Annotated in this window: 17 protein-coding genes and 1 pseudogene; 3 read left to right on the top strand and 15 right to left on the bottom strand. The window is 61.8% G+C overall.

The genetic code is table 11. The features are described from left to right. Window positions 1–138: 138 nt before the first annotated feature. From DXD48_RS07080 to DXD48_RS07070, 3 genes are all read right to left on the bottom strand, one after another. Window positions 139–333 (bottom strand): hypothetical protein, encoded by a 195-nt coding sequence (locus DXD48_RS07080; protein WP_233514976.1) that lies wholly within the window; start codon window positions 331–333, stop codon window positions 139–141. Window positions 334–462: 129 nt separating this feature from the next. Then, window positions 463–3090 carry an ATP-dependent chaperone ClpB gene (gene clpB / locus DXD48_RS07075; protein WP_117564555.1) on the bottom strand — a complete coding sequence of 876 codons (2628 nt, stop codon included), beginning with the start codon at window positions 3088–3090 and terminating at the stop codon, window positions 463–465. 447 nt (window positions 3091–3537) lie between these two features. After that, on the bottom strand, window positions 3538–4209 hold the full coding sequence (locus tag DXD48_RS07070) for a hypothetical protein (RefSeq protein ID WP_147324155.1): 672 nt from the start codon (window positions 4207–4209) through the stop codon (window positions 3538–3540). A 234-nt stretch (window positions 4210–4443) separates the two neighbouring features. On the opposite strand from DXD48_RS07070, the gene DXD48_RS07065 reads away from it, so the two are divergent. Further along, window positions 4444–4659: a hypothetical protein gene (locus DXD48_RS07065; protein ID WP_117564553.1), complete on the top strand. Its 216-nt coding sequence runs from the start codon at window positions 4444–4446 to the stop codon at window positions 4657–4659. Window positions 4660–4806: 147 nt separating this feature from the next. Continuing rightward, window positions 4807–5112 carry a hypothetical protein gene (locus DXD48_RS07060; protein ID WP_158548953.1) on the top strand — a complete coding sequence of 102 codons (306 nt, stop codon included), beginning with the start codon at window positions 4807–4809 and terminating at the stop codon, window positions 5110–5112. A 272-nt stretch (window positions 5113–5384) separates the two neighbouring features. Here DXD48_RS07060 and DXD48_RS07055 read toward each other — a convergent pair whose 3' ends face one another. The 5 genes from DXD48_RS07055 to dnaK all read right to left on the bottom strand — a co-directional run bounded on the left by DXD48_RS07055 (window position 5385) and on the right by dnaK (window position 12273). Next, window positions 5385–7685, bottom strand: a complete 2301-nt coding sequence (locus DXD48_RS07055) for a hydratase (RefSeq protein WP_117564551.1) — start codon at window positions 7683–7685, stop codon at window positions 5385–5387. Between the two features lie 288 nt (window positions 7686–7973). Continuing rightward, window positions 7974–8390 (bottom strand): heat shock protein transcriptional repressor HspR, encoded by a 417-nt coding sequence (locus DXD48_RS07050; protein ID WP_089573643.1) that lies wholly within the window; start codon window positions 8388–8390, stop codon window positions 7974–7976. 72 nt (window positions 8391–8462) lie between these two features. Further along, entirely contained in the window at window positions 8463–9428 is a 966-nt protein-coding gene (locus tag DXD48_RS07045; RefSeq protein WP_117564550.1) for a DnaJ C-terminal domain-containing protein, read from the bottom strand. Between the two features lie 107 nt (window positions 9429–9535). After that, window positions 9536–10378 carry a nucleotide exchange factor GrpE gene (locus DXD48_RS07040; protein WP_117564549.1) on the bottom strand — a complete coding sequence of 281 codons (843 nt, stop codon included), beginning with the start codon at window positions 10376–10378 and terminating at the stop codon, window positions 9536–9538. A 2-nt stretch (window positions 10379–10380) separates the two neighbouring features. After that, window positions 10381–12273, bottom strand: coding sequence for a molecular chaperone DnaK (gene dnaK, locus DXD48_RS07035; protein ID WP_117564548.1), 1893 nt, complete (start codon window positions 12271–12273; stop codon window positions 10381–10383). Between the two features lie 594 nt (window positions 12274–12867). On the opposite strand from dnaK, the gene DXD48_RS07030 reads away from it, so the two are divergent. After that, window positions 12868–13053 (top strand): DUF362 domain-containing protein, encoded by a 186-nt coding sequence (locus DXD48_RS07030; RefSeq protein ID WP_006235216.1) that lies wholly within the window; start codon window positions 12868–12870, stop codon window positions 13051–13053. A 204-nt stretch (window positions 13054–13257) separates the two neighbouring features. Here the strand turns inward: DXD48_RS07030 and DXD48_RS07025 are convergent, their stop codons facing one another. The 7 genes and pseudogenes from DXD48_RS07025 to DXD48_RS06995 all read right to left on the bottom strand — a co-directional run bounded on the left by DXD48_RS07025 (window position 13258) and on the right by DXD48_RS06995 (window position 20489). After that, window positions 13258–13803: a transcription repressor NadR gene (locus tag DXD48_RS07025; RefSeq protein ID WP_117564547.1), complete on the bottom strand. Its 546-nt coding sequence runs from the start codon at window positions 13801–13803 to the stop codon at window positions 13258–13260. Beyond that, complete coding sequence (gene nadC, locus DXD48_RS07020; protein ID WP_117564546.1) at window positions 13803–14663, bottom strand: carboxylating nicotinate-nucleotide diphosphorylase; 861 nt, start codon at window positions 14661–14663, stop codon at window positions 13803–13805. The genes DXD48_RS07025 and nadC overlap by 1 nt, the downstream gene beginning before the upstream one ends. Window positions 14664–14666: 3 nt before the next feature. Next, window positions 14667–16043: an L-aspartate oxidase gene (locus tag DXD48_RS07015; RefSeq protein ID WP_233514975.1), complete on the bottom strand. Its 1377-nt coding sequence runs from the start codon at window positions 16041–16043 to the stop codon at window positions 14667–14669. A 56-nt stretch (window positions 16044–16099) separates the two neighbouring features. Continuing rightward, window positions 16100–17125 carry a quinolinate synthase NadA gene (gene nadA / locus DXD48_RS07010; RefSeq protein WP_117564544.1) on the bottom strand — a complete coding sequence of 342 codons (1026 nt, stop codon included), beginning with the start codon at window positions 17123–17125 and terminating at the stop codon, window positions 16100–16102. Window positions 17126–18119: 994 nt separating this feature from the next. Beyond that, complete coding sequence (locus DXD48_RS07000) at window positions 18120–19172, bottom strand: IS3 family transposase (RefSeq protein ID WP_158548952.1); 1053 nt, start codon at window positions 19170–19172, stop codon at window positions 18120–18122. After that, window positions 19073–19300: pseudogene (locus DXD48_RS10255) on the bottom strand (transposase); the annotation flags it as partial. The gene DXD48_RS07000 and the pseudogene DXD48_RS10255, both read right to left, overlap by 100 nt. 82 nt (window positions 19301–19382) lie before the next feature. Beyond that, the gene (locus DXD48_RS06995; protein ID WP_233514974.1) at window positions 19383–20489 is read right to left on the bottom strand and encodes a hypothetical protein; all 1107 of its coding nucleotides are present in this window, start codon (window positions 20487–20489) and stop codon (window positions 19383–19385) included. Between the last annotated feature and the right edge of the window lie 56 nt (window positions 20490–20545).

The following is a 20545-nucleotide window of genomic DNA, read 5'->3' as shown; positions in this document are numbered from 1 at the left end:
GTGCATCTTGATTAGTAGCTAAGCAAGTTTTTCCGCTGCCGCTCCCCCGAAAGATATCGAACGGCTGGGGCAAAGATAAATCATCGGGCAGGTAGGGCGGCAAAAGTAGCTAAAAAAGCCCCGTCCCAAATTAGCTGCTTAGCGCCAGGGGTCGGCTTCGAACAGCGGCTCGCGCTCGGGGCGGCGGTCGCTGTAGGGATCGTAGCCGTCGTCATCCTCGTTCTCGGCACGGATGTAGGGGTCGCGCGGCTTGGGTGCCGGCTTAGGCGCAGGCTTGGGTGCGGCGGGTGCGGCATCGGTCGCCGGCGTGTCCGTCTTGTTCTTGTCTGTCATCTGCGCATCTCCTTGCATCGCATCCGTTCAACATCATCGATTGTCGCACGAAAAAGGGCGGCGGATCCAATTGGATCCGCCGCCCTTGGCGTTTTGCGATGAGGGGCGGTTTTAAGCCGGTCCCAAAATCTACTCGGCGTCTGGGACCTCGTAGGTGGCCGTCGGCGTGTTATCGCACACGACGGTAAAAGCACCGTCCTTGTCGACATCGACCGTCACCTGATCGCCCTCGCGCACCGTACCGTCGATGATGGCGGCGGCGATGGCGTCCACGACCTCGCGCTGGACCAGGCGCTTGAGCGGACGGGCACCGAACACGGGGTCCAGGCCGCCCACGGCGAGCATCTGCTTGGCCGCCGGGGTGACGGCAAGCGTCATGCGCTCGTTGGCCAGGCGTGCGCGGACATCGGCAAGCTGGATATCGACGATCTTCTCGATTTGCGCCATGCCGAGCGGATGGAACACCACGATATCGTCGATACGGTTGAGGAACTCGGGGCGGAAGGTCTGAGCCATGGCGGCGTCGACCTGATGGCGCATCTCCCCCTCGTCCTTACCGGACAGATCGGCGATGGCCTTGGAGCCCACGTTGGACGTCATGATAATAATCGTGTTCTTGAAGGACACCTGGCGACCCTGGCCATCGGTCAGACGGCCGTCATCAAGCACCTGCAACAGCACGTTGAAGACATCCGGATGAGCCTTCTCCATCTCGTCGAGCAAGATTACGGAGTACGGACGACGACGCACGGCCTCGGTGAGCTGGCCGCCCTCGTCGTAGCCAACGTATCCCGGAGGCGCACCGATCAGACGTTGGACGCTGAACTTCTCCATGTACTCGGACATGTCGATACGCACGAGCGCACGCTCGTCATCGAACAGGCACTCGGCCAGCGCCTTGGCGAGCTCGGTCTTGCCTACACCGGTGGGGCCCAGGAAGAAGAAGCTGCCGATGGGCTTGTCCGGATCGGAGAGGCCCGCACGGCTGCGGCGCACGGCCGCGGCCACAGCGGAGACCGCCTCATCCTGACCGATAACGCGCTTATGCAGCTCGCCCTCCAGGCCCTTGAGCTTGTCGAGCTCGCCCTGCATCATCTTGGACACGGGCACGCCGGTCCAGGCGCTCACGACCTCGGCGATCTCGTCGGAGGTTACCTGCTCGTTGAGTCCCTCGCCGTCCTGCTGCTTTTGTGCCTCGAGCGCAGCCTCGGAATCCTGAATCTGCTGCTGCAGGCCAGGGATCACGGAGTAGCGCAGCTCGGACGCACGGCCCAGGTCGCCGTTGCGCGTCGCGCGCTCCTCTTCGCTCTTGGCCTCGTCAAGCTGCCCCTTAAGCTCCTGCACGTGGTCGATGGCGTTCTTCTGGTTGAGCCAGCCGGCCTTTTGCACGTTGAGCTTTTCCTGGACCTCGGCGATCTCCTGGCGCAGGGCCTCCAGACGCTCCTTGGAGGCGTCGTCGGTCTCCTTCATGAGCGCCTGTTCCTCGATCTGCAGCTGGGTGAGCTGACGCGTGGTGGCGTCAATCTCGACCGGCATGCTGTCGAGCTCCATGCGCAAGCGGCTTGCCGCCTCATCGACCAGGTCGATGGCCTTGTCGGGCAGGAAGCGGTCGGCGATATAGCGATCGGAGAGGTCGGCAGCTGCCACGAGCGCACTATCGGTGATATGCACGCCGTGGAAGATCTCGTACTTCTCCTTGAGGCCACGCAGGATTGAAATGGTGTCCTCGACGGTAGGCTCGCTGACCATCACGGTCTGGAAACGACGGGCGAGTGCCGCGTCCTTCTCGATGTACTTGCGGTACTCGTCGAGCGTAGTCGCGCCGATTGCGTGCAAGTCGCCACGGGCGAGCGCCGGCTTGAGGATGTTGCCGGCATCCATGGAGCCCTCGGTGGCACCCGCGCCCACGATGGTGTGGAGCTCATCGATGAACAGGATGACCTTGCCTTGCGCCTTTTGCACTTCCTTGAGCACGGCCTTCAAGCGGTCCTCGAACTCGCCGCGATACTTGGCGCCGGCGACCAGCGCGCTCATGTCGAGCTCGATGAGGTCGCGGTCGCGCAGGGTGCTCGGCACGTCGCCGGCCACGATACGCTGGGCGATACCCTCGACGATGGCCGTCTTGCCGACGCCCGGCTCGCCGATGAGCACGGGGTTGTTCTTGGTGCGGCGGGACAGAACCTGGATGGTACGGCGGATCTCGTCGGTACGGCCGATGACCGGGTCGAGCTTGCCGGCGCGGGCCAGATCGCAGATGTTGCGACCGTACTGCTCCAGCGCCTCAAACTGGGTCTTGTCCTCGGCAGACGTCACGCGGTCATCGCCACGCAGCTCCTCGTAGACCTGCTCGATGCGCTCCTTGGTCACGCCAGCGTCACGCAGTACACGACCAGCCTCGCCCTTGTCCTCGGCAAGCGCCATCAGCAGATGCTCGGTCACCACAAAGCTGTCACCCATCTTGGTGGCCTTCTTCTCGGCCTTCTCGATGACACGGACGAGCTCATTGGAAAGGCCCATCTGCTGGCCCTCGCCCGAAACCTTGGGCGCGCGGTCGATGGCATCTTGTGTGGAGCGTGCAAGCTGGGCCGGATCGGCGCCGATGCGCTCGATGATCACGGAGATATTGCGCTCGCCGGCACCAAGCAGGGCGGACAGCAGGTGAATCGGCTCCACCGCGCCGGCCTGCGCGTCGGCAGCTGTGCTCATGGCGGTCTGCAGCGCCTCGCGCGACGTCATTGCTAGCTTATCGATTCTCATGGAATCACCTCTCTTGGGGCGGCCGCCCTACGGGGCGGCTTCACGTTGTTCGAGAAGTATTGTTGCCAGCTTTGCTCGATCTTATACACAAATCTAAGTCTCTATATATAAGATTTTCTGAGTGATTGATGGATAGGGTACTGAGATGTCAGCCCGCCGCTGCCCAGGCGCACTACCGTCTCGATCTGTAACATCTAGCAGCCATTTTTGATCCTAGATGTTACGGATCAAGATGAAATGACCAGCGGCAACCGTTTGTCTCAATCTGTAACATCTACTCGGCAAATTAGGGTCTAACTGTTACAGATCGAGACGAACAGAAGACACCCGAATCGAAAATCTCAATCTGTAACACCAGGCCCACTTTTAGCGGCCAAGATGTTACAAATCGAGACAAACCAAAAACCACCACAAAGGTGCCTGTCCCCTTTGTGGTGGTCGCGGTCTCTACTCCTTCGCCGAACCCGTACTTCCCGATTCGACGGTCCAGGGCATCTCATCCTCGAACAGCCATGTACGGGCAGACCCACTATCGCGTGCAGTCTGCGGGTCAGGCAAGCAGGTCTGTTTATAGGCATCTTGGATACACTGACCCATAAAATCGTTGAGCTCGGTCTGGTCGCCCTCCATGACATAGGCGACATCGCCGTCCATGATGTAGATGCCCGGACCCTCATTGCCCTCGTAGCCCGGATCGTACGAGACATCACATAACTTTGCGCCGTTTGCAGTGTCCAGCTCGATGGAAGAGTGGCATCCGCCAACCATGTCGTTCGCTTTTGCCCGATAGGACGCATATCCGTACCAACGCTTAAATGTTTTGCCCTTGAGTAGCTCGGACGCCCTATCGATCAGGCTTGTATCCGTGGTATAGCGCATGGCCCCAAGCTGAATACGCGGATAATTGCTAATACCCAGCACAGCCGGCTGCTCATCAAAATCAACGGCAATGGTCTCGGGCTTGTCGTCGCCGGTCAGAAGTTCGACAGATTGAGTCACAGGCTTGACCACCGGCTCCGTCACCGCAGCAGGTAGAAATGCCATGCCGACAACGCCCGCGCCAACCACGGTAATCGCAAGCGCCAAAACAATCAATCCAATACGGGCAGAACGGCTCACGGCAAAACACCCCACAATGCAAACCTTCGCCACCTGCACTAATGATACCGCCAGCTAACACTATTACCAAAAGAAGCCGCGCGCTCCTCACCACCACAAAGGGGACAGGCACCTTTGTGGTGGTTTTCGACGCTAACGGTCGACCATCTCGCGCAATGAGATTAAACTTGAATTGTTCTCTGAACATATCCATTTCTGCCTATCCTCAACAGATCTTTGTCTCGAGGAGCGCATATGAAGCCGCCTCATTCCACCGGTCGCAACGTCATCGCCATTCTCGCCATACCCATCGTGATGCTCTTCCTTATCGTCATCACGCCCTTTTCCCTTGGTATCACCTCGCCCTTCGATTTATGCGGAATGGTCGACGCCGGCTCGCGTGCCACCTCGCTCTCCTTTATCTGTCGCGGCGTGTTTTACGAAGATGGAATTCCCACCGGAAGTTGGTAGTCAAAGTTGCCACTGCTCGGTCAGATCGACGGATGCTCCCCCTATTTCTGCCTTGGACCTCAGACGCTAAACTATCTAATCGACGACCAGCCACTCGACTTCATCACCCTCGCCTACGACTACGCACCAAACACCGATGAGCGTCACATGAACCAAGTCCTCGACAAGATGCTTGGACAGTGCGGGCTCACCGAGGAGGCCGGTCGAACCATCTATAGCAACCAGAAATTAAAGCGAACAGAACTCCGCCGTGTCGGAAAAATCAAAGGGCGAAACGGGGCCGCCTACTGGGATGCCTGGGCAACACGCGACAAGGGCGAATTCGGACACAGCACCTATATGGTCACTGTCTACACCAAAGACGGAATTAAGGACAATGTTGACGATTTCGCGTCATCCAAACTCGGCATCCCCAAAACAACCAAACCCGCCAGCCCAGATGAAATTCTGTAGAGCCGCCCATTAACATGCCGCTCAACGATCACAACAGCATCGAGCTCGTCCCCACCACCACAAAGGTGCCTGCCCCCTTTGTGGTGGTTTTCAACAAAAAGAAGCCGCCCCGATAACAGAGGCGGCATCAAGCAAGTCTATTTATTAGCGTCCCTCAAGACCCAACGAGAACGCAGAAATGTAGCCCGGGGCTTACCCTTTCCCGAACGCGGCCCTCGCGAAGCGCGTGAGCGGGCGGGAAAGGGTAAGCCCCGGGCGGACAATTAAGTGCGCTACTCGGCAGCGGCCTTGAACTTGTTGTAGTTGATCAGGCAGCCGGCCTTGACGATGGCACGCTCCTCTGCCGTCATATCGGCAATGTAGAGCTCAATCTGCTCGACCGCACCATCGGCGCGCACCACGTAGGCGGCGATGTCCTTCAGGTCGCCATCGAGCGCGGCACGGATACCCGGCACAAAGACGTAATCGCCCACCTCAAAGTTGGGCTCGGCCTCCATCTGGAAGGGCACCATGCCCCAGTTCATCACGTTGGAGCGATAGCGCTTGGTGGCGTACTCGTGGACGATGTTGGCCAGGCCGCCAATTACGCGCTGGCAGCTCGCGGCCTGCTCGCGGGCGCTGCCGTCGCCAGGCTTCTTGGCGTAAATCATGGAACCGAACTCGGTCGCCTTGGCATCGGCCGCGACACCCGCGCCGGCCAGCGCCTCAAACACACCGGCAAGCTCGGCATCGAACGCCGCCAGGTCGCCCGCGGACTCGCCGGCAACGCGACGCTTCTCCACAGCGTCGACCTCCTTGGAGCGACCCACGTAGGCCGGGTCGCGGCGGCTCAGCGTAAACTCAGCCAGGCCCAGCGGGTTGGAGCGGAAGGAGCTCGTCTCGCCCGAGGGAATGAGCTCGTCGGTCGTGGTGACCGGGTCCATGATCTTGGAGCAAACCTTGAGCAGGATGTCGTCGCCGAGCGGCTCCATCGCGGGCCACGGCTTGATGTTGGGGCCTTCGACCAGCTCGTCGGCAGGCTCCGCCTTGCCAAAGCCCCAGTACACGCGCTTCTTGTACGGCGCGTCGTCAAAGGTGTACTCGCAGGCCTCGTCCCAAGTGTCCTCGGGCAGGTCGGTCGCCGGCGTCAGGACGCCGCCGTTGGCAGCCGTTGCCGCAATGGAGCGGGCGTCCATCAGGGCCACGGCGCTCAGCTGGCCATTACCCGGCTTGGAACCCTCGCGGTTGGGGAAGTTGCGCGTGGTGTGACGGATCGAAAGGCCGTTGTTGGCGGGCGTGTCGCCGGCGCCGAAGCACGGGCCGCAGAATGCCGTGCGCACGATTGCGCCGGCCTCCATGAGGTCGTAGATGTAGCCGCGGCGTGTAAGTTCGAGCGCCACGGGCTGGCTCGTGGGATAGACCGACAGCGAGAACTCGCCGCAGCCGGTATTGGCGTCCTTGAGCACGCGGGCAGCCTGGACCACGGAGTCATAGTTGCCGCCCGAGCAGCCGGCGATAACGCCCTGCTGCACGTGCAGCTTGCCGTCGACGATCTTGTCGAGCAGGCTAAAGTGCGTCTTGCCCTCGCCGATCTTGGCGGCCTCGAGCTCCACCTCGTGCAGGATGTCCTCGAGGTTCTCGTTGAGCTCGTCGATCTCAAAGCCGTTGGAAGGATGGAACGGCAGTGCGATCATGGGCTTGATGCTCGACAGGTCGACCTCGACGCAACCGTCGTAGTAGGCGACATCGGCGGGCTTGAGCTCGCGATAGTCGTCGCCGCGGCCGTGCATGGTCAAAAACGCGTGCGTGTCCTCGTCGGTGGCCCAGATGCTCGACAGGCAGGTGGTCTCGGTGGTCATGACGTCAACGCCGTTGCGGTAGTCGGTCGTCATGCTCGCGATGCCCGGGCCCACAAACTCCATGACATTGTTCTTGACGTAGCCCTTGGCAAAGACGGCGCGAATGATGGCGAGCGCCACGTCGTGCGGGCCGACGCCGGGGCGCGGGGCGCCCGTGAGGTAGATGGCCACGACGCCGGGATAGGCGACATCGTAGGTGTCGCGCAGCAGCTGCTTTGCCAACTCGCCGCCGCCCTCGCCCACGGCTATGGTACCCAGGGCACCATAGCGGGTGTGCGAGTCGGAACCCAGGATCATCTTGCCGCAACCGGCGAAGTTCTCGCGCATAAAGGAGTGGATGACGGCGATGTGCGGCGGAACGAAGATGCCGCCGTACTTCTTGGCTGCGGAAAGGCCAAAGACGTGGTCGTCCTCATTGATGGTGCCGCCCACGGCGCACAGCGAGTTATGGCAGTTGGTGAGCACGTAAGGCAGCGGGAACTGCTCCATGCCCGAAGCGCGCGCCGTCTGGATGATGCCGACAAAGGTGATGTCGTGGCTCGCCATGGCATCGAAGCGAATCTTGAGTGCCTCGGGGTCGCCCGACGTATTGTGTGCCTGGAGGATCGAATACGCGATGGTGCCGCGCTTGGCATCCTCGGGTGTCTGCGTAATACCGCGCTCGGCAGCCTCGGCCGCAGGCACAACCTCGCTGCCGCCGCGCAGGTAGATGCCGTCCTCGTACAGCTTGACCATACTGTCTCCCACTCTGCCCAAAAGATTTGGGCGCATAGCATACATTCGTTCAATATCGTGCCATAGAACGGTTGCGAGTGGGTTACGAATCTCTGCGTTCACTTTATCTCAGTAAAGCAGAGGACGAGTTAGGTCCTGGGGAGGCAGACTTAGACGCTCAAATGACGAGAGTGGATAATCTCCCACTTTGAGCCTGCAAACAGGCAAAAAACGGGAGATTATCCACTCTCATTCTGCAGGTACTCATTTAAGTCTGCCCCCAATGAGTGCCCGGCAGCGTCGGCGGAGCTATAGGTCGCTACCCGTACCTAGCAGCTTGCGCATGACTTGCTCGGGGTTGACCGAGCCGTCGCGCGGGGCCAGGGCGGTGATCTTCTTCTGCATCTTGTACTCGTGCAGCTCGTCCTCGAGCTGGCGCACGCGTGCGCGGAGTTTTTCGTTCTCGCGCTCGCGCTCCTCGGCACGCTCCTTCATATCGAGGATGCGCACCACGCCGGCAAGGTTGATGCCCTCGTCAGTCAGCTGGTTGATGAGCTCCAGGCGCTCGATATCGGCACGCGAATACAGACGCGTGTTGCCGCCCGAGCGCTGGGGGTTCACCAGGCCCTTGGACTCGTAGACGCGCAGAGTCTGCGGATGCATGCCGGTCAACTCGGCCGCCACGCTGATCATGTACAGCGGTTTATTCCTATTGTCCTCGGCCATGCTACCTGACCCCTTTCCGTCTCGTTATCGTCCATCATAAGCCCGCGGGCGTGGGCGTGCGCCGCGACCGCCCTAGTACGTCGCCTTGTAACGATTGACCTTCTCGCGATAGTCGCGCGTGTCGGCCTCGCGCAGCTTGGCCATGGCATCGCGCTCGTCATCGGATAGGTTCGTGGGGACCTGCACCTTGATCTCGACGAGCAGCGCGCCCGTACGGCCACGGTGTTTAACGTCGGGCGCTCCCATCTCCTTAAAGCGGAACTTCTTGCCCGTCTGGGTGCCCGCCGGCACCTTCAGACGAACCGTCGCGCCGCCGGGTGTGGGCACATCCACCGTGCAGCCGAGCGCCGCCTCGTAAACCGAGATCGGTACCTCCATGGTCACATCGGCACCTTTACGCTTAAACAGCGGATGCTCCTCCACGTGCGTGGTCACGACCAGGTCACCGCGCTCGCCGCCGGCAACGCCATACTCGCCGCGACGCTTGTAGCGCAGCTTGCCGCCATCCACGGCGCCCGCAGGCACCGAGACCGTAATGGTCTGCTGCTCGCCCGTCGAGGGAATGCGGTAGGTGACCTTGTGCGTCACGCCGCGGAACGCGTCCTCGGCCGTCACGTCGACAGTCAGCGACAGGTCGCCGCCCTTGCGAGCACGGCTGCGGCCCGCGCCGGCACCGGCAGCACCCGCAGCCCCGGCAAAGCCCGAGCCCCAATCGCTGCCCCAGGCGCCGTTGCCGCTAAAGATGCTGTCGAAGATATCGCCCCAGCCGCTCGCACCGGCGCCGGCACCGTAGCCGCCGCCATACGCGCCGCCCGCGCCCGGCATGCCGCCGAACATGAGCATCTGGTCGTACTCTTTGCGCTTCTTCTCGTCCGAAAGCGTCTCGTAAGCCTCGCTAATCTCCTTGAACTTGGCCTCGTCGCCGCCGGCATCGGGGTGGTATTTTTGCGCGAGCTTGCGAAACGCGCTCTTGATCTCTTTGTCGGAGGCGCTCTTGGATACGCCCAGGATGTCATAGAAGGTTTTGCCTGCAGCCATCGTAGCTCCTCTCCTGTTTCATCCACCGCTCAACGGGCGGCGGCTCATACTGTCATATGGCACTAGGCCAGAAAGGGCCCCGGGTGTTGCCCCGGGGCCCTTCTCAATTACTCCTCGGTGCTCTCGGCCGTATCGGCCGTAGCATCCTCGGGCGCCGCTTCGGGCTCCGGTGCGGGGCGTTTCTCGCCACCGTAGGTCACCGTCACCATCGCGGAGCGCAGGATGCGGTCCGCCATGCGGTAGCCCTTCTGGTACACGTCGTTGACGGTCTCGTCGTACTGCGATGCGTCCTCGACACGCCCCACGGCCTGGTGCTCGAGCGGATCGAACGCCTCGCCCTTGGGGTCGATGGGCTCAACGCCCTCGTGCGCAAACACATCGAGCAGCTTGGCATGCACCGCATCAACGCCATCGACGAACTGCTTAAAGTCGTCGGAAAGCTCCTGGCTACGGGCATGGTCGATTGCACGCTCGATATCGTCAACCACCGGCAACAGCGCGGTGACAAGCTTCTCGGTCGCGCGCTCGCGCTCGGCGATACGCTCGCTGGCGGTGCGGCGACGGAAGTTCTCCCAGTCGGCCTGCAGACGGGCGGTACGCTCGGTGGCGTCCTTTGCCTTGTCCTCGGCGGCCTTCTGAGCCTCTGCCGCAGCATCGAGCTCGCTGCGTACGTCGGCAAGCTCCTTTTGGGCCTGCTCGAACTTGAGCTTAAAGTCGTTGTCGGCGGCTTCCTCACCGGCGCGGATAGCGGCTTCCACCATCTCGTCCTCGGTCATCGTCGCCTCCTTGTTGGAATCCTCTACCTGGTTCTCGGCAGCCTCGGCGGCCTCGGCCTCGTTGGCCTCGGTATCGTCGACGGCCTCTACGGGAATCTTCACGTCCTTCTCCTCAGAGTCAACGGGGGCGGCGCCAGCGGCGGCCGCCTCCGTGCGAGCTTTACGGGCGGACATGATTACTTGTCCTCGTCGTCCACAACCTCGTAGTCGGCGTCGACAACGTCATCGTCGGCAGGCTGGGCACCGGCGGCGCCGTCGGTCTGCTGCTGAGCGTCGGCGTAGACAACCTGAGCCAGCTCGTAGGCTACGGACTGCAGGGATTCGCCAGCGGCCTTGATGGCCTCGACGTCAGAGCCCTCGAGCGCCTTCTTGGCGTCGGCGATAGCGGCCTCGGCCTTGGACTTCACATCGGCGGAAACCTTGTCGCCCAGCTCGTTGAGGGTCTGCTCGGTGGAGTAGCACAGGCTGTCGGTCTGGTTGCGGACCTCGACCTCTTCCTTCTGCTTCTTGTCCTCCTCGGCATGAGCCTCGGCGTCCTTGACCATGCGATCGACTTCGTCGTCGGAAAGCGCGGTGGAGCCGGAAATGGTGATCTGCTGCTCCTTGCCGGTGCCCTTGTCCTTAGCAGAGACCTTGACGATGCCGTTGGCGTCGATGTCGAAGGTGACCTCGATCTGCGGCACACCGCGGCGGGCAGCCGGGATACCGGTCAGCTGGAACTTACCGAGCGACTTGTTATCGCGGGCAAGCTCGCGCTCGCCCTGGAGCACGTTGATCTCGACGCTGGTCTGGTTGTCGGCAGCGGTGGAGTAGACCTCGGTCTTGGAGGTCGGGATCGTGGTGTTGCGGTCGATCATCTTGGTCATGATGCCGCCCATGGTCTCGACGCCCAGCGACAGCGGGGTAACGTCGAGCAGCAGGATGCCCTCGACGTCGCCGGTGAGCACGCCGCCCTGGACGGCAGCGCCGTCGGCAACGACCTCGTCGGGGTTCACGGACATGTTGGGCTGCTTGCCGGTCATGGTCTTGACCAGATCCTGGACGGCGGGCATACGGGTGGAGCCGCCGACGAGGATGACCTCGGTCAGATCGGAGAGCTTAAGCTTGGCGTCGCGCAGGGCGTTGGTGACAGGCTGCTTGCAGCGCTCGAGCAGGTCGCGGGTGATCTTCTCGAACTCGGCGCGGGTCAGCGTGTAGTTGAGGTGCAGCGGGCCAGACTGGTTCATGGTGATGAACGGCAGGTTGATGGTGGACTGCTGGGCTGCGGAGAGCTCCTTCTTGGCGTTCTCGGCGGCCTCCTTCAGACGCTGCAGGGCCATGGGGTCCTGACGCAGGTCGACACCGTTCTCCTGCTGGAACTTATCGGCCATCCAGTCGATGACGCGCTGATCCCAGTCGTCGCCGCCCAGGTGGTTGTCGCCCGAGGTGGACAGAACCTCAAACACGCCGTCAGCGAGGTCGAGGATGGAGACGTCGAAGGTGCCGCCGCCCAGGTCGAAGACCAGAATGCGCTGGTCGGTGCCCTGCTTGTCCAGGCCATAGGCCAGAGCAGCAGCGGTCGGCTCGTTGACGATACGCTTGACGTTGAGGCCGGCGATCTTACCGGCGTCCTTGGTGGCCTGACGCTGGGCGTCGTTGAAGTAGGCCGGGACGGTGATGACGGCGTCGGTGACGGTCTCGCCCAGATACTTCTCGGCGTCGGCCTTCATCTTTGCGAGCGTCATGGCGCTCACCTGCTCGGCGGTATAATCCTTGCCCTCGATATCGACGACGGCACGGCCACCCTGGCCCTCCTTGACCTCATACGGCACGGTCTTGATCTCGGAGGTGCACTCGGAGTACTTGCGGCCCATGAAGCGCTTGATGGAGAACACGGTGTTCTTGGGGTTGGTGACAGCCTGGTTCTTAGCGGCCTTACCCACGACGCGGTCGCCGTCAGCACGGAAGCCCACGACAGACGGGGTGGTACGGTCGCCCTCGGCGTTCACGATAATGGTCGGAGAACCGCCCTCGAGGACGGCCATAGCGGAGTTAGTAGTACCAAGGTCGATACCAAGAATCTTACTCATTAGAAATTCCCTCTCTCTTTTGCGTTCGCGCCGCTCGACGGTCTGTCGTGTGGCGCTTCGGCTTGTCTTTCAGGATGTAGTGTATCCCCTTATGGGCCGGAATATACAAAATCTAAGTCAATTCATATAAGATTTCTTATCTCTGAGAGTTTAGGTTCTCAAATGCGCAGGTAGATGCACTGTTTGAGTTCTCGGCAGATCTATTGAGATCTATGTAGAGATGGCTGAGGCTTGGGTCCGAAGGTGTCTGGAGCTGCCTTGCGGAAAGCTCGTCCCGTTTTGAGAGCTGATGCCGGCTCGCAGTTTCCGCTAGCGGGCCTAACCGGAAACTGCGACCCGGTTTTCGGCCAAATAACGGGATGCCCTTTCCGCAGGCGCGCTCAATAGCTCAATATTACAAGTCACCTTTAGCTAACATTTGCGCAGCTCAACGGCCCCACCTGCGCGTTTTTTAGTAAACCTTGGCATACTCGGCGAACGGTATGAAGATGCCGGCCAGAGGGTATTGCAAACGGTCGCTCCCGTGGTATGTTTTTGCCCGAATCAAACCGGCGCGCATCGCCTGTAGCGTCGGTCAACAGAGAGGAAACTACCATGGCTCATCCCGTAATTGATGCCGACGAGTGCATCGCTTGTGGCGTTTGCGTCGACTCCTGCCCCGCTGGCGTTCTGGAGCTCCAGGACGTCGCTACCGTCGCCGACGAGGACTCCTGCGTCGCCTGTGGCGCTTGCCAGGACGCTTGCCCCGCTGGCGCGATCACCGAGATCGTCGAGGAGTAACAACTCCCCCACTTGCACACTCAAAAGTACACCGTGCACAAAAAAGGAGGCTTCCGCATCGCCGCGGAGGCCTCCTTTTGTTTGTATAGGCAGCTAATTGGGGACGGGGCTACCTTGGCAGTTGCGGTGGAATAGTTCCTGGCTCATTGCTTAGGTGCCGATTGTAGGAACTATTTCACCGCAACTTATAAATACAGTATCGGGTTAGGACAAATCATCCTCGTAGGGCATTAAATCGGCAAGGTAGCCTTTCTCCTTGAGCATGGCCTCGATCTCGTCGAGGGTCTGTTCGTCCTCCGCCGCAATGCGATGGAAGTGGTAGCCGCTCGTCACCGTTAGTAGTGGAAAGCTCTTGCCGCTCTCGATATCGTGCAGGTAGCGCTCAACATCGCGACGATTGCGAATGTCCAAGTCGGCCGTGATCTTACCGTACACGCGGTGATTGACGATCACGTTGAGCACGGCGCCACCGGCGTCGACGATACTCGTGAGCTCATCGCCTGCCTGCTCCACGCTGTGGCGAACCTTGACCAAGCGCGTGGGCACGGCGGGGCTGCTGGGGGCCTCCTGCAGCACATAACCACGGTTGGTCGCCACGATATCGTGCCCATCGGCACGTAACAGGGCAATATCCTGAACCACGACCTGACGGCTCACGCTAACCTCGCGGGCAAGCGCGCTGCCCGATACGGGCTCCGTGGCTCCCTCGAGCACGGCCATGATGGCACGGCGACGCTCGCGGGCATTCATTATTTACCGTCCAGCAGACGCAGGTGCTTGAGCGAGAGGTCGAGGATCGGCGCGGAGTGCGTCAGGGCGCCCGAGCTAATGTAGTCGACGCCCAGATCAGCCAGGGCGCGGATATTGCTGGCATCCACGTTGCCCGAGCACTCGGTCTTGGCGCGGCCGGCGATAAGCTCAATCGCGGCAGCCATGTCGTCGTGAGTCATGTTGTCGAACATGATGATATCGGCGCCGGCTTCCACGGCCTCGCGCACCATGTCCAGGTTCTCGCACTCGATCTCGACCGTCGTGGTAAACGATGCATGGGCGCGCGCCATCTCGATCGCACGCGTCACGCCGCCGGCGGCGTCGATGTGGTTGTCCTTGAGCATGACGGCCGTCGACAGGTTGTAGCGGTGGTTGCTGCCGCCGCCGATCTCGACCGCCGCCTTCTCAAACACGCGCATGCCCGGCGTGGTCTTGCGTGTGTCGACAAGCACGGTCTTGGTGCCCTCGAGCGCCGCGGCCATGCTGTGCGTGTAGGTAGCGATACCGCTCATGCGCTGCAGGTAGTTGAGTGCCACGCGTTCGCCCGAAAGCAGCACGCGCACATCGCCGCGCACCTGGCCCACGTGGTCGCCGGCGTGCACCTCGTCGCCATCCGAGACATCGAACAACACGGAGCTCTGCGGATCCAGCAGCTCAAAGGTGCGGGCGAATATGTCCAGGCCGGCGATAATGCCGTCGGCCTTGGCGATGAGCTCAACGGTAGCGGGGCGCGCCGTGGGGCACACGCTCGCCGTACTCACGTCCTCAAACGTAATGTCCTCGCGCAGAGCCTGCAAAATCAGGTCATCGACGACGAGCTTCATGGTAATGGGATTCATGGTCTACTCCTCCACGGCCTGCGTGCCGGCGGCACGGGCCAAATCATCGATTGCCAGGGAGTCGGCGCTCAGGGCGCGATGACGCCCGTCAAGCGCGGGCTCGCCCGCCCGCTCCACGGCGAGCGACTCGCCGGTGCGCATGCACCAGGCGGCACGGCGGCCCCAAACCAGGGACTCGAGCAGGCTGTTGGAAGCCAGGCGATTCTTGCCGTGCACGCCGTTGCAGGCCGTCTCGCCCGCGGCGTAGAGCTCGGGCATCGAGGTGCGGCCGTCCTTGTCGACCCACACGCCGCCCATAAAGTAGTGCTGCGTGGGCGTAACGGGGATGGGCTCGTCCAAGATGTCGCGGCCGTCCTCAAGGCAGCGCGCGCGAATGTTGGCAAAGTGCCCAGTCACCACGTCGCGCTCGACGGGGGCAAAGCTCAGCCACTCGTGCTCGGTACCGTCCTGCTTCATCTGCTCGCGGATGGCGGCGGCGACCACATCGCGCGGCTGAAGCTCGTCGGTAAAGCGCTCGCCGGCGGCGTTGAGCAAAATCGCGCCCTCGCCGCGGCAGCTCTCGCTGATCAGGAAGGTGCGGCCCGGCTGCGGCGAGAACAGGCCCGTGGGGTGAATCTGCACGTAGTCCAGATGCTCCATCTTAATGCCATGCTCCTGAGCAATGTAGCAGGCATCGCCCGTGAGCTGCGGGTAGTTGGTCGAATGGTCGTATACGCCGCCGATACCGCCCGTCGCCCACAGCGTGTGGCGGGCATGGATCTTAAACGGCTCGCCGGCATGCACGCCCTCGGCGGCATTTGCCAGCTCGTCGGCGGGACGAACCGAGTTGTCCTCGTCGACGGGAACGGCGGCGACGCCGCTGCACACCGTAGCGCCATCATGCTCGGCCGTCAGGATGTCGGTCATGGCCACGTGCTCCAGAATCTGCACGTTGTCCAGCTTGCGAACGGCCTGGAGCAGCCTGGTCGTGATCTCCTTGCCCGTAATATCGGCATGGAAGGCAATGCGCGGGCGGCTGTGCGCGCCCTCGCGGGTAAAGTCGAGGCTGCCGTCGGCCTTGCGCTCAAAGTCCACGCCCATGGCCAGTAGGTCGTTGATGACCGAGCGGCTCGAGCGGATCATGATGTCGACGCTCTCGCGGCGGTTCTCGTAATGGCCGGCGTGCATGGTGTCCTCAAAGAAGGCATCGTAGTCAGAGCCTTCGGGCAGCACGCAGATACCGCCCTGCGCGAGCATCGAATCGCACTCGTCGACGGCGCCCTTGGAGAGCATGATTACGCGCGTGCTCGTCGGCAGGTTGAGGGCCGCATACAGGCCCGCCACGCCGCAACCGGCAATGACGACGTCGCACTCCATGTCGGAGTATTGTTTGGTTTCCACAGGAATCCTCTCCCTTGTAATGTGGCATAAGGGATGGCCCCTCATGTCACATTGGCTTAGCGCGCCGCGTACTCGAGCATGCGGTCGAGCGTGAGCTTGGCCTGATCGGCGGCCTCGTCCGACACGCCAATCTGCACCTCGCCCTCGCCCGTCTCCAGGCAGTGCACGAGCTTTTCGAGCGTGATGAGATCCATGTTGACGCAGGTGGGCTGCACCGCGGGGAAGTAGAACTTCTTGCCGGTGCTCTGGCAGCGGCGCTCGAGCTCGTAGAGCACGCCGCGGACCGTCACGATGATGAACTCGCTCGCGTCCGACTCCTCGGCGTACTTGATGATGCCGGCGGTGGAGCCGATGTAGTCGGCCTCGGCCAGGACGTCGGCCTTGCACTCGGGGTGCGCCAGCACGAGCGCATCGGGATGCGCCTCCTGCGCGTCGACAATCTGCTCGACGGTGATGATGTGGTGGCGCGGGCAGTAGCCGTTGTTGAGGATGACGTGCTTTTGCGGCACCCGCTCGGCTACGAAGCGGCCCAGGTTTTGATCGGGGATAAACAGGATGTGCTGCTGTGGCAGCTCGGATACGATCTTGACGGCGTTGGAGCTGGTGACGCACACGTCGCTCCAGCTCTTGATCTCGACCGTGGAGTTGACGTAGCAGACCACGGCCAGGTCGTCGCCGTACTCGGCGCGCGCCGCGTCGACCGTCTCGCGCTTGACCATATGAGCCATGGGGCAGTCCGCGCCCGGCTCGGGCAGCAGCACGGTCTTGGTGGGGTTGAGCAGCTTGGCGCTCTCGCCCATAAACTCCACGCCGCACAGCACGATGGTCTGCTGCGGCAGGCTCTTGGCGAGCTTAGCCAGGTAGAAGCTGTCGCCGACGTAATCGGCCACAGCCTGGACCTCGGGCGCCACGTAATAGTGCGCCAGGATCACCGCGTCGCGCTGGGTTTTAAGTTGCTGAATGGCCTCGACGAGCTCTGCGGGCACCAATGCCGCGCGCTCCGTTGCCGTCGTTGCCGATGCCAGGCCGGCCGCAATGTCGCGTGCAAGCTCCGACGCATCCATGTTCGCGCTCTGTGCCATCAAGGCCCCTCTCTTTTGGCGAATCTTGGGGCTTTAGTATGACACCTAGGTTTACAGCTGACAAGACAGCTGTAAACCTAGGTGTAAAGTTGGAATAAAGATTCAATCTTGGAGCGGGTCCGTTTTCGAACTAGCAAGCTGAGGATAGTCGAAAATGGATCCGCCCCAAGATTCGAGCAGCCCGTTTTGTCCTGGACCAAGGGGCAGTGGTCAAAAAAGGCCAAATATGAGTACTGTCACCAAATTAGTAGCAGCGATTTTCCGGTCCAGATCAGCAAAATCGCCTTGTTTGGAGCCCGATCGTGACTCTGACGGACGAAAATCGATGCGCTTTTGGCCGCTGGCACCGATTTTGGAGGCCATTTGGCTGCCACTAAACTGGTAACAGTACTCATATTTGGCCTTTTTTGACCACCGGGCTTCCGGCAGACCCCAAAAGCGGGCCCGAATCGCTCGATTCGGACCCGCTGGGGGTAGCGAGCACAATCGAGGTGTAAGAAGCAAGAGAGGGCCATCGCCTAGAATCGTCAGCGCCTAGATATTCAACGAGAGGAAAGACAATGGTCCGCAGCGACATGCTACCCCAGCCGGACCGGGGGCTCGGCCTCGACCGGCCCCAGACCGAGGCATTTCACCGACGAGTTCAAGAGGAAGATAGTCGATCTCCACAACGCCGGAAAGCCCAGGCGCGAGGCCATGGACGAGTGCGACCTCGACAAGAGCACCGTGGAGAGGCGGGTCAAGTCGATAAACGAGACCGGCTCGCCGCGCGCCGCGGACAACCGCACGCCCGAGCAGAACCGGATCCTGGAGCTCGAGCGCGAGAACCGCAGGCTCCGGATGGAGGTCGATGTCTTAAGACGAGCGGCGCCAGCATACGCTCGGAAGTCAGGGCCATGGCGGCCAACGGGGGGCCGCTGCCCCATATCGGCGCAGCGCTGGCATCGAGGCCTTCTGACCTGTGTCAAGATTTCGGACACGCAAGCTCGAGGAATCAAGCGGCCATAGGCATGGCCTCGGGCTTGGGCTCGGTTCTCTCGAAGAAGGCCGCCATGGCCTCGGCCGGCACCTTGTAGCCGATCGTCGAGCGGGGCCTTCGGCGGTTGTAGTACGCCTCGATGAACTCGACCACCGCGTGCTTGGCGGAATCCCTGGTCGGGAAGCTGCGCCTGTAGTACATCTCGTTCTTCAGCGTGGCGAGGAACGACTCGGCCACCGCGTTGTCGTGGCAGTTGCCGGTGCGGCTGCAGGACAGCCGCACGTCGTTGTCGCGCGCCCATTCGGCCAGAAGCCTGCTGGTGTACTGGGCGCCGCGGTCGGCGTGGAATATCGCGTTGCCGGCCACGTAGCCGCGCGATTTGGCCGACGCCAGCGCCGAAACCACGATGTCGGCGGTCATGCGCTCGGAGAGCGACCAGCCCACCACCATGCGGGTGTTGAGGTCGATGACCGTCGACAGGTACAGCCATCCCTCGCCGGTGCGCAGGTAGGTGATGTCGCCCACGAGCTTGTAGGTTGGAACGGGACTGGTGAAGTCGCGGCGCACCAGGTCGGGCCGGGGCCTGGCCTTCGGGTCGGGGATGGTGGTGCGCTTCCTGGCGTTGGGCGTGCAGCCGCGTATTCCCAGCTCGCGCATCAGCTTGCGCACCCTGTACAGGGTCAATCCGGAGAACTCGCCGGGCAGGAAGCATTTCACGAACCGGAAGCCGAACCTGCGGTCCGACTCCAGCCACACGCGCCGGACCGCCTCGCGCTCGGCCGACCAGTCTTCTCGCGGGCAGCCGTTGGAGAGCCACGAGTAGAAGCCCGATCGGCTCACGCCGAGCACGCGGGCCATCATTTTCACCGGGAATTCGGCCTTCTCCGCCAACATCATCCGGTAGCATGCGGCTACGCCTGGCTTTTGGCGAAGAAGGCCGCGGCTTTTTTCAAGAAGGCGTTCTCCATCTCGAGCTCGCGTATGCGCCTTTTCGCCTCGCGAAGCTCGCGGTCCTCGGCCTTGGGGTCGGGCCCGCCGGCAAGCTCGCGCCGGCGGCTCTGCACCCACTTGTTCACGGTCTTGGAATTCAGGCCCAGTTCTGCGCAGCATTCCGTTATCGGCCTGCCCGTCGAGATGATGTAGTCGGCGGTCTCGCGCCTGAACTCGTCGGTGTACTTGGCGGCTGGGTTGGACATAGCATACCGTCCTCTCGGTCGTCGATGAATGCATTCTAAAGGATTGGGCCTCTAGCATGCGTGTCCGAAAAGACGATACAGGTCAGACAACCCAATCAGACGTCGTCTCGAGCACGTCCTCTGCACGGTCGAGCGTGCTTCTGGCCTTGGCACCCTGTTTGAACCACGAGCGCAGGTCCTCGAGCGTGCTGCCCGCTGCGTACACCTTGATTTTGCGACCGCCTTTCGTGGTCACCGTGCAACGGTCGCCGCTCTCGCTATCCTCGTGCGCCGTGACCTTCTTGAGATAATCGCGGCGGAACGCCACGACGCGGGCGTTGCTGATCTCGATGAACCAATCGTCGTCGACAAGCGAGGTGCCCGTGGCACCTCGGCTCGCCATCTCCTCGGCGAAGGAGAAACCGAGTTCGCGCTCCTGTCTGCCGATCTCGTAGATACCACGGGCGGGCATGCTGAGCATGAGCAGAGGCAGGAGTCCCCCTATGAACAGGAAGAGGCATGGGACGAGCAGGAGCAGACGAGCACCGGCGTCGGTGAAAACAGCCATGAAGGCGATCACGAGCGAGAAGACGAGCGCCATACCGTTGAAAACAACCGTCAACGGCTTGATGGCAGACCAACACAGACCCGCCTTGGTCGTCGGGCCGTCAACAGCGTCCGAGACCTCGATGCCCTCTTCCTCCAGACGGGCGAGGAGGTTGAGCGAGCACACCCCCTCGAGGCTTATCGAGCAGAACTTCCGGTCGCCCTCGAACAGGTCGATCCTCATCATCTGCGTGTGAAGCGTTGCACGGGTGATGTTGCCAAACGTCGTCTCCTTGCGGATGCCGAAGGCGTTACGCGAGAGAATTCGCTCACCGTCCACGTCGATGCGCGGGATGCTCAGCAGGGCCCAGATGGCCATGCCCGCGAGCGCCATGGCGTGACCGAACCACACAAGTTCGTGGTCCCACTCGCCCAACGAGACGCCCTGCCAGACGTAGACACCCAGCATGAGCAGTTCGAACGCGACGGCGCAGCAGGCGATGATCGTGCGAATGGCAGCGGGCATGCGCACCGTGAAGCGATCGAGGCTGTCCGTCGCCTCACTGCGCTCGCGCGCGCCGCGACGGGCGACCCATGCAGTGAGCGGACCGACGATGAACACCACCATCGCCACGCGCAGGAACGATTCGAGTATGTCGCCCATATTAACCACCATCCCAATAGAAAACGTGAATTTGGGAGACTATAGCAGAGCGAAGC

This window comes from Collinsella sp. TM05-37 (assembly GCF_003436455.1).
Taxonomy (GTDB): domain Bacteria; phylum Actinomycetota; class Coriobacteriia; order Coriobacteriales; family Coriobacteriaceae; genus Collinsella.
Note: the sequence above shows the minus strand (reverse complement) of the source record. Positions and strands in the feature narration are given on the sequence as shown.

What these genes read in the sequence shown, in the direction of transcription:
- DXD48_RS07080 (WP_233514976.1), bottom strand. Translation starts at nt 333, where the DNA reads ATGACAGACAAGAACAAGACGGACACGCCGGCGACCGATGCCGCACCC.
- clpB (WP_117564555.1), bottom strand. Translation starts at nt 3,090, where the DNA reads ATGAGAATCGATAAGCTAGCAATGACGTCGCGCGAGGCGCTGCAGACC.
- DXD48_RS07065 (WP_117564553.1), top strand. Translation starts at nt 4,444, where the DNA reads ATGAAGCCGCCTCATTCCACCGGTCGCAACGTCATCGCCATTCTCGCC.
- DXD48_RS07060 (WP_158548953.1), top strand. Translation starts at nt 4,807, where the DNA reads ATGAACCAAGTCCTCGACAAGATGCTTGGACAGTGCGGGCTCACCGAG.
- DXD48_RS07055 (WP_117564551.1), bottom strand. Translation starts at nt 7,685, where the DNA reads ATGGTCAAGCTGTACGAGGACGGCATCTACCTGCGCGGCGGCAGCGAG.
- DXD48_RS07050 (WP_089573643.1), bottom strand. Translation starts at nt 8,390, where the DNA reads ATGGCCGAGGACAATAGGAATAAACCGCTGTACATGATCAGCGTGGCG.
- DXD48_RS07045 (WP_117564550.1), bottom strand. Translation starts at nt 9,428, where the DNA reads ATGGCTGCAGGCAAAACCTTCTATGACATCCTGGGCGTATCCAAGAGC.
- DXD48_RS07040 (WP_117564549.1), bottom strand. Translation starts at nt 10,378, where the DNA reads ATGTCCGCCCGTAAAGCTCGCACGGAGGCGGCCGCCGCTGGCGCCGCC.
- dnaK (WP_117564548.1), bottom strand. Translation starts at nt 12,273, where the DNA reads ATGAGTAAGATTCTTGGTATCGACCTTGGTACTACTAACTCCGCTATG.
- DXD48_RS07030 (WP_006235216.1), top strand. Translation starts at nt 12,868, where the DNA reads ATGGCTCATCCCGTAATTGATGCCGACGAGTGCATCGCTTGTGGCGTT.
- DXD48_RS07025 (WP_117564547.1), bottom strand. Translation starts at nt 13,803, where the DNA reads ATGAATGCCCGCGAGCGTCGCCGTGCCATCATGGCCGTGCTCGAGGGA.
- nadC (WP_117564546.1), bottom strand. Translation starts at nt 14,663, where the DNA reads ATGAATCCCATTACCATGAAGCTCGTCGTCGATGACCTGATTTTGCAG.
- nadA (WP_117564544.1), bottom strand. Translation starts at nt 17,125, where the DNA reads ATGGCACAGAGCGCGAACATGGATGCGTCGGAGCTTGCACGCGACATT.
- DXD48_RS06995 (WP_233514974.1), bottom strand. Translation starts at nt 20,489, where the DNA reads ATGGGCGACATACTCGAATCGTTCCTGCGCGTGGCGATGGTGGTGTTC.